Origin of the sequence: Streptomyces sp. NPDC060000 (assembly GCF_042737375.1) — a bacterium.
Lineage (GTDB): Bacteria > Actinomycetota > Actinomycetes > Streptomycetales > Streptomycetaceae > Streptomyces.
Map to the genome: position 1 here is coordinate 83,803 of NZ_JBHWUU010000030.1, position 7,538 is coordinate 91,340.

The 7,538-nt window shown below is 73.1% G+C and carries 5 protein-coding genes and 1 pseudogene; 1 reads left to right on the forward strand and 5 read right to left on the reverse strand.

Features of this window, described 5'->3' with window-relative positions; all coding sequences use genetic code 11:
- Positions 1 to 36 precede the first annotated feature (36 nt).
- From ACFWBB_RS18065 to ACFWBB_RS18085, 5 genes and pseudogenes are all read right to left on the reverse strand, one after another.
- On the reverse strand, positions 37 to 2,313 hold the full coding sequence (locus tag ACFWBB_RS18065; RefSeq protein ID WP_385272738.1) for a bifunctional serine/threonine-protein kinase/ABC transporter substrate-binding protein: 2,277 nt from the start codon (positions 2,311 to 2,313) through the stop codon (positions 37 to 39).
- Positions 2,313 to 4,550, reverse strand: coding sequence for a bifunctional serine/threonine-protein kinase/ABC transporter substrate-binding protein (locus tag ACFWBB_RS18070; RefSeq protein ID WP_385272741.1), 2,238 nt, complete (start codon positions 4,548 to 4,550; stop codon positions 2,313 to 2,315). The genes ACFWBB_RS18065 and ACFWBB_RS18070 overlap by 1 nt, the downstream gene beginning before the upstream one ends.
- The gene (locus ACFWBB_RS18075) at positions 4,550 to 5,161 is read right to left on the reverse strand and encodes a hypothetical protein (protein WP_385272744.1); all 612 of its coding nucleotides are present in this window, start codon (positions 5,159 to 5,161) and stop codon (positions 4,550 to 4,552) included. Before ACFWBB_RS18075 ends, ACFWBB_RS18070 begins: the two co-directional genes overlap by 1 nt.
- Positions 5,162 to 5,686: 525 nt before the next feature.
- Positions 5,687 to 5,992: pseudogene (locus tag ACFWBB_RS18080) on the reverse strand (MazG-like family protein); the annotation flags it as partial.
- A 417-nt stretch (positions 5,993 to 6,409) separates the two neighbouring features.
- Positions 6,410 to 6,955: a DoxX family membrane protein gene (locus ACFWBB_RS18085; protein WP_385272747.1), complete on the reverse strand. Its 546-nt coding sequence runs from the start codon at positions 6,953 to 6,955 to the stop codon at positions 6,410 to 6,412.
- Between the two features lie 181 nt (positions 6,956 to 7,136).
- On the opposite strand from ACFWBB_RS18085, the gene ACFWBB_RS18090 reads away from it, so the two are divergent.
- Positions 7,137 to 7,463 carry a nuclear transport factor 2 family protein gene (locus tag ACFWBB_RS18090; RefSeq protein ID WP_385272750.1) on the forward strand — a complete coding sequence of 109 codons (327 nt, stop codon included), beginning with the start codon at positions 7,137 to 7,139 and terminating at the stop codon, positions 7,461 to 7,463.
- Positions 7,464 to 7,538 lie beyond the last annotated feature (75 nt).

Sequence of the window (7,538 nt, forward strand, 5' to 3'; positions counted from 1 at the left end):
ACGTCCCGCCGAGCGGGCGGGTGAGGTGTTCCCCGCTCAGGACACCGCCGCCTCCTGGTACTGCCCGAGGTAGCGGAACGCGCCGTCGGCCGCCCGGAACTCGAACATCGCGTCGTGGTTGTAGCCGTACCCCTTCTGGTACCGGACGGTCCGGGTGATCCCGGAGTACGTCACCTCGGGCATCCGGCGGGCGATCGCACCCCGCTCCGTCACCGCCGCACCGTCCTTGGTGCACGCCTCCGCCAGGAACATCACGGCGTCGTAGGCCTCCGCCGCGTACCAGCCGGGACCGGTGCCGAAGCGGGCACGGTAGGCCTTGGTGAAGGCGCGGGCGGCGGGGCGGACCGTCGGGTCGGTGAAGGAGGTGGCGAAGACCCAGCCGGTCGCGGCGGTTCCGGCGGATGTGAGGAACCGCGGGTCGAGGGCCCGTTCCGTCGCCATCCGGGTGCCCGTGAACCCCGCGGTGCGCAGTGCCGACGCGAGTCCCGCGGCCCGTGCCGCGTCGCCGGTGAACACGACCGCGTCCGCGCGGGTGGAGACCACCTGGGCGGCGAGCGCCGCGTAGTCGACCTTTCCGGCGGCGACAGCGGTCACCGTGGCGTCCCGGCCTGTCTGCCGCAGTGCCCGCTCGATCTGGTCGCAGACGGTCCAGGAGAAGTCGCCCTGCGCCCGGTCGTCCACGAGGAACGCCTTGCGGGCGTCGACGTGGTTGCTGAGGTAGCGGACACAGGGGGCGGCGAGGAGACCGCCCGTGACGCGCAGCGCCGCGTGCGAGTGGAAGACGTTCGTGCCGATCGTGGTGCTCAGGGTGTCGGCGTCCACCGAGACGGACACGACGGGCATCACCGCCTTGGTGTAGGTGACCTCGGTCGCGACGAAGCAGGCGTCGGTGGTGGGTCCCAGCACGGCGCGGACGCCGGCGTCCTTCGTCAGCCGTTCGGCCAGGCTGCCGGCCCGGCTCGGGTCGCCGCCGTCGTCGTAGGGGACCAGCTTCAGGCGGAAGGGGTGGCCGCTCTTGGCGTTGATCTGCTCGACCGCCAGCCGGGCACCGTTGAGCTGGGCGTTCCCGCTCTCCTTCCGGGCGCCCGTCAGATCGCCGTGGAACGCCACGACCAGTTCGGGGCGCGGGCTCGCATCGGACGGAGGCGTCGTCGGCGTCCCGGAGCGGGTGCTCCACCACCAGGCTCCGCCGCCGCCGGCCGCCAGGACCCCGGCCGTGGAGCCGAGGCGCATGAATCTGCGGCGGCTGACGCCCGGCACGGCGGGTGGGGCAGCTGTGACGGCCGTGAGCGTTGCGGCTTCCGGTGACACCGTGTCCGCCGAAGCCGAAGCCGAAGCCGAAGCCGAAGCCGAAGCCGAAGCCGAAGCCGAAGCCGAAGCCGACGCCGACGCCGACACTTGGGTCGGCTCGATCGCGCCGATGGTGAGCACGGCGGCGGACCGGTCGTTGATCAGCCGGGTGACCGGCGCGGAGAGCCAGTCCGATCGCTCGGCGGAGTCGGCCTCCGATCCGGCCGCGAGCGCCTCACGTAGTGCGGCGAGAGCGGGCCGACCGGTCGGATCCTTGTGCAGGCAGTCCCGCACCAGGGGCGTCAGGCCGTGCGGGATCGCCATGGGATCCGGGTCCTCGTAGACGGTGCGCAGCAGCATGCCGGCCGCTCCGCCGCCGCCGAACGGCCTTACGCCGGTCGCGGCGAACGCCAGCACGCACCCCAGCGAGAACACATCGCTGGGCGGCCCGATCTCCCCGCCCCGCGCCCGCGCCTGCTCGGGCGACAGGAAGCCGGGCGAGCCGACGATCACGCCGCTGGAGGTGAGCGCGGTGGCCTCCGGGGCACGGGCGATACCGAAGTCGATGAGCCGTGGCCCGTCCGGGGCCAGCAGGACGTTGCCCGGCTTCACGTCGCGGTGTACCAGACCGGCTCTGTGCACCGCCTCGAGGGCTTCGGCGAGCCGCAGACCCAGCACCCGCGCGGAAGCGAGCGACAGCGGCCCGAAGGTGTCCACCGTCTCGGCGAGCGATGGACCCGGTACATACGAGGTCGCCAGCCACGGCGTCTCCGCGTCGGCGTCCGCGTCCAGCAACGGGACCACCCAGGGGCTGTCCACCTGGCGGGCGGCCGCGATCTCACGGCGGAACCGGACCCGGAAGCCCGGCTCCTCGGCGTACGAGGACCGGACCACCTTCACCGCGGCGATCGCTCCACCCGGCGCCCGGGCCAGGAACACCACTCCCATGCCGCCGGCCCCCAGGCGCCGCAGCAGCCGGTAGCGGCCGAGCCGGGACGGGTCACCCGCGCGCAGGGGCTCCATCAGACGGTGAGCGGCGCGGGGCCGCCGTACACGAAGTCGCCCTGCTCGACCCGCCAGAGGTAGCCGCCGTTTCCGTCGATGACCATCAGACCGGTCTTCTCGAAGGCGAACGGCTTGGTGATGCCCGTGTACTTCCCCGCCCGCACGGCCGCGAGCAGGTTCTCCCGCGTTCGGCTCTTCGCCGGCAGCGCCGCCAGGGCCTTCAGCAGCATCCCGGTCACGTCGTACGCCTCCGCCGCGTACCGGGGCGGTGCTTCCTTCCAGCGCTCGCGGTAGGCGGCGGCGAACTTCCGCGCCTCGGGCTTGCGGGTCGCGTCGATGACCGGAGCCACCATCGTCCAGCCCTCGGCCGACTCCTGAGCCTTCGTCAGAAACGCTTCGTCGAGCAGGGCCGGGCCGGAGATCCGGGCTCCGTCGAACCCGCGTTCGCGCAGCGTGCCGGCGATCAGCGCCCCCCGATCGGGCAGACCGGCGAAGAACACCGAGTCGGCGCCGGCGGAGAGCACCGCGTCCACCGCGCTGCCGAAGTCGCGCCGCATCGCGCTGACCACTTCCGGTACGGACGGCTGTTGTGCGTTGCCGAGCACATTGCTGAGGGAAGTGCTCAGGTCCGTCGCGTAGTTACCGGCCGGACGGTCGACGACGATGCCGACCTTGCGCGATCGAGCGGTGCCGCGCAGGTAGTTGCTGACGTAGACGGGCAGCACCGCGTCGGGCAGCCGTGCGTGCAGGAACGAGCGGAATCCCTGGATGGAGAGGACGGTCGAGCCGGGAGACACGGCGACGACCGGCAGCAGCCCGGCATCGTACTTCGCCAGCGATGTCTGCGCCGTGGCGTCGCTGGTCGGACCGACCACGGCGAGAACCGCCGGGTCGTCCGTGAGTTCCGTGGCGAGCCGGGCCGAGGTCGCCGGATCACCCTTGTCGTCGACGGCCCTGACCTTCACGGTGAACGGGGCGTCGTCGCGGGCGTTGAACTCCGCGACGGCGAGGCGCAGCCCGCGCTCCTGGGCCTTGCCCGTCTCCCGCTGCGGGCCGCTGAGGTCGGCGTGCAGCGCGACGGTGTGCACCGGCCACCGCGAGGACGCGGCGGCGGCAGCTCCGTCGCCCCCCGCGTCACCGTCCCGGGTGACCGTCCACCAGGTCCCGCCCGCGCCCGCCGCCAGCGCCACGGCGCCCCCGGCGAGCAGGAGGAAACGGCGTCGGCCGGCCGGGCGGGCGTCCTGGGGCTGCGCAGACTCGGACGTCCCGCGCGTGTCGGGTTCCGCCGGCGCGGAAGCGGCCGGCCCGGCGGAAGGCGCCAGCGTGTGCTCGATGTCGGGCAGGGCGAGCGCGGCGGCCGATCGCTCGGCGATCAGCCGGGTGACCGGCTCGGGCAGCCACTCGGACGCCTCGTCGTCCTGCGCCTCGTTCTCCCGCGCGGCGCCGTCGGCCGCCAGCTCCCGGGCCAGTTCCCCGGCGTCCGGCCGCCGGTCCGGATCCTTCTCCAGACAGCTGCCCAGCACCTCCAGCAGTCCCGCCGGAACCCCGTCGAGGTCCGCCGGATCGTGCACGGCCCGGTAGAGCAGGGCGTCGACCGCTCCGCTGCCGAACGGCGCCCGGCCGGTCGCCGCGAACGCCAGGACGCACCCGAGGGAGAACACGTCGCTCGCCGGGCCGATGCCGCCGTCCCCACCGCGCCCCTCGGCCTGCTCGGGCGACAGATAGCCGGGCGTGCCGACCACCATCCCGGTCGCCGTGAGCGCCGTGTCCTCCGGTGCCCGGGCGATGCCGAAGTCGATGAGCCGCGGTCCGTCGTGGGCGATGAGCACATTGCCCGGCTTCAGGTCCCGGTGCACCAGCCCCGCCCGGTGCACCTCGCTCAGCGCCTCGGCCAACCGGGCGCCGAGCACCCGCAGTCCGCGCTCCGTCAGGGGTCCGTACGCGGCGACCGCCTCACCCAGGGACGGGCCGGGTACGAACGCCGTCGCCAGCCACGGGGCCTCGGCGTCCGCGTCGGCGTCCACCACCGGCACCGCCCAGGGACTGTCGACCCGTCGGGCGACCTCGACCTCGCGGCGGAACCGCTCCTTGAAGCCCGCTTCCTCGGCGTACTCGGCGAGCAGGACCTTCAGCGCCACCAGGGCGCCGCCCGGCGTGCGCGCCAGGTACACCACGCCCATGCCTCCGGCGCCGAGCCGCCCGAGCAGGCGATGGTCCGCGATACGGGCGGGGTCGGACGAACGCAGCGGCTCCACTACTTCTCCCCTCCGAGCTCGAACTCCACGCGGCTGAGCATCGTGGTGGTGGCGTGCGACGCGTGCTTGTTCAACTCGTCGTTCGAGTAGCCCTTGCCGCCCTTGACCGATACCGCCACGGTCACCGTGCCGAGCCGGGTGACATACCAGTAGTACGTCTGTTTGCTGCCGCCGGTCAGATACGAACCTATTTCCACGACCTGGTCGTCGGAGTAGGTGTTGCTGCCCTGGCCGTAGGGAGTGCCGGTCGACATGAGCCCGGATATCCACTCATCGCTACGAACCTGCTGCTCCCGGCAGCGCAACGGCTCCTCCAGCGTCGTGGCCAGCTGCTCGTCGGCGTCGAGCACCGTGGCGTGCACGGTGACCGCAGCGGTCACCTTGAGCTCGCCCTTCCCGGCGGAGCCGGGAATCTCGCTGTAGCGGGACAGCGAGGCCAGGACACCCTGAGGGAGAGGCCGCCGCTCCCACCGGCACTGTTCGTCGAGTACGGCGGCGGTGCCGGGATTGCTCGCGGCCGGCTGCTGGGCCCGGAAGTCCGCGCCCCACGCCGCAGGTTGAAGGGCGACCGCCGCTGCCAGCTTCTCGGCCTGCGGCTTCGTTCGGGGCACCCGGGCGGGGTCCGCCCGGAACGGACTCAGTGACGACGCATCACCACCCGTGGGCGAGGCGGACGACGGAGACGAGGACGAGCCGGACGTGGTCGGAGCCGCGGACCGGCCGGACGCCGAGGGGCTGGGTTCGGCCGCCTTGTCGTCCCCGGCGCCGCAGCCCCCGAGCAGCATGGCCGCCCCGGCAACCGACATCACGGTCCTCAACCGCCAAGTCACGCCGCCTGTAGCAGCATTGACGTCCATCTCCGCCCCCTCCGCCTCGGCACCCCCGCCTCGCGTGCGGTGATCGTACCGAGGTACGTGAGAGGAGGGTGGGCGGTTCGGCGAACATGGGGGCAGACGGAGTCAACTACCCTCTACCCGCCCACATCGACACGTCCCGCCGACCGTTCGGCTCCCGGCGCTCCCGGCGCTCCCGGCGCTCCCGGCGCTCCCGGCGCTCCCGGCGCTCCCGGCGCTCCCGGCGCTCCCGGCGCTCCCGGCGCTCCCGGCGCCCCTGACGACCGCTTCGCCACCCGCACCCCCGAGAGACCGCTCCGCCACCCGCGCCAGATGCCCCGCGAAGACACCTTCCGCCTCCGGCGTCAGGGTCCGCAGCGCGACCAGTGCCGTGATGACCACGTCGCACAGCTCGCTCTGCACGTCGTCCCACGTGTGGCTGACGCCCTTGCGGGGGTTCTGCCCGGTCGCGCCGATGACCGCCTGCGCGACCTCACCGACCTCCTCCGACAGCTTCAGCACCCGCAGCAGCAGGCCCTCGCTGCCGCCGTGCGCCTGGTGGTCGTCCAGCCAGCCCGAGAGGGCCTCGACGGTTGCCCAGAGATCGATGGGGCCATCGGGGTCACCAACGGCGAGGGGGTCACCATGGGTGACGGAGGTGACGGAGGTGACGGAGGTGACGGAGGTGACGGAGGTGACGGAGGTGACGGGGGTGACGGGCATGCCTGAACCGGCGGGTACGGCGGGTACGGCGGGTACGGCGGGAACGGCGGGAACGGCGGGGCCTGCGGAGTTGACGGGACCGGCGGTCATGGCAGAGGTGACGGGGTCGGCAGGAGCAGAGGGGCCGGTAGGGGAGGCGAGCCCGGCGGGCTCCGTGGGGGTGGGCTTCGAGGGCCGGGGCTGGGAGCTCATGCAGCGGAGCGTGTCAGAACCCGCCCGGTTTGCATCGCGGGGGCCCGGCGCTCCCCGGAGCCTGACCGCCGAAGGCCAGGGTTCCAGGGACCCTGCATCCCCCCGGGAGGGCTACTCCTCGAACAACGCCTCCTGTTCGCCCTCCTCCCGCCCGCGCAGCCGCTTGTTGCGCATGCCGATGACCACCGCCGTGACCGCCGCTGTCGCGCCCAGTGCCGCCGGGACCATCCAGCCGCGGTCGACCGCGTGGCCGAGGGCGTGGTCGAGGGAGAGGCGGCCCGGGCCCGTGACGGCGAGGCCCGCGGCGGCCAGGCCCAGGGAGGCCGCGTGCTCGTAGCCGCCGCTCTGCGCGAAGAAGCCGTTGGGGACGTGCACCGCGGACGCGCCCGCCATCGCGCCGGCCGCGGCCGCACCCGCCGCCGGGGTGGCCAGGCCCAGCGCCAGCAGCGCGCCGCCGCCGGTCTCCGCCAGGCCGGCCGCCGTCGCGCTGGCCTTGCCGGGCGCGTAGCCGACTGACTCCATGAACTGGCCGGTCCCTTCCAGGCCGTGCCCGCCGAACCAGCCGAACAGTTTCTGCGCGCCGTGCGCCGCCAGCACTCCGCCGGTGCCCAGCCGGAGCAGCAGCAGTCCCAGATCACGACGGTCGTAACAGGTCACGGTGACTCCCTGAGCAGAGAACAGCGGACGTGAGGGGAGAAGAAGAGAACAAAATGAGAACCGGAACAGGACACGAACAGCCTCCTCCGCGTAACCACCGTCGCACCCCTCACACCCGTCCGGCCCGTTCTGGGCGCCGTTCGGGTGGCGGGGGCCGGACGGCGGTGTGAGTGTGACCCGTATGGCGATCCAGATCGACAGACTCAGTGACCCGGCCGTCCGCGCCTTCGTCGCCGCCGTCAACGCCCATGACGAGGAGGCGTTCCGCGGCCTGCTCACCCCCGACGCGACCATGGCGGACGACGGTTCCGACCGTGATCTCGCGCAGTGGACCGACCGGGAGATCTTCTCCTCCCACGGCCACATGGACGTCACCAAGGAGTCGGACGGCGGACGCGCCCTCCTTGCCGACTACCGCAACGACACCTGGGGCGAGATGCGCACCCGGTGGAGCTTCGTGGTCGAGGACGACGGCCGGATCTCCCGTTTCGAGACCGGCCAGGCGTAGAGGACCTGCGGAGGACCCGCGGAGGGCCTACGGAGGAGCTGCGGAGGACCTGCCGCCGGACCACGGCGAAGGGGC

Bases quoted from the DNA above. Each gene is read 5' to 3' on its own strand.
- ACFWBB_RS18065 (WP_385272738.1), bottom strand. From the start codon at position 2,313: ATGGAGCCCCTGCGCGCGGGTGACCCGTCCCGGCTCGGCCGCTACCGG.
- ACFWBB_RS18090 (WP_385272750.1), top strand. From the start codon at position 7,137: ATGGCGATCCAGATCGACAGACTCAGTGACCCGGCCGTCCGCGCCTTC.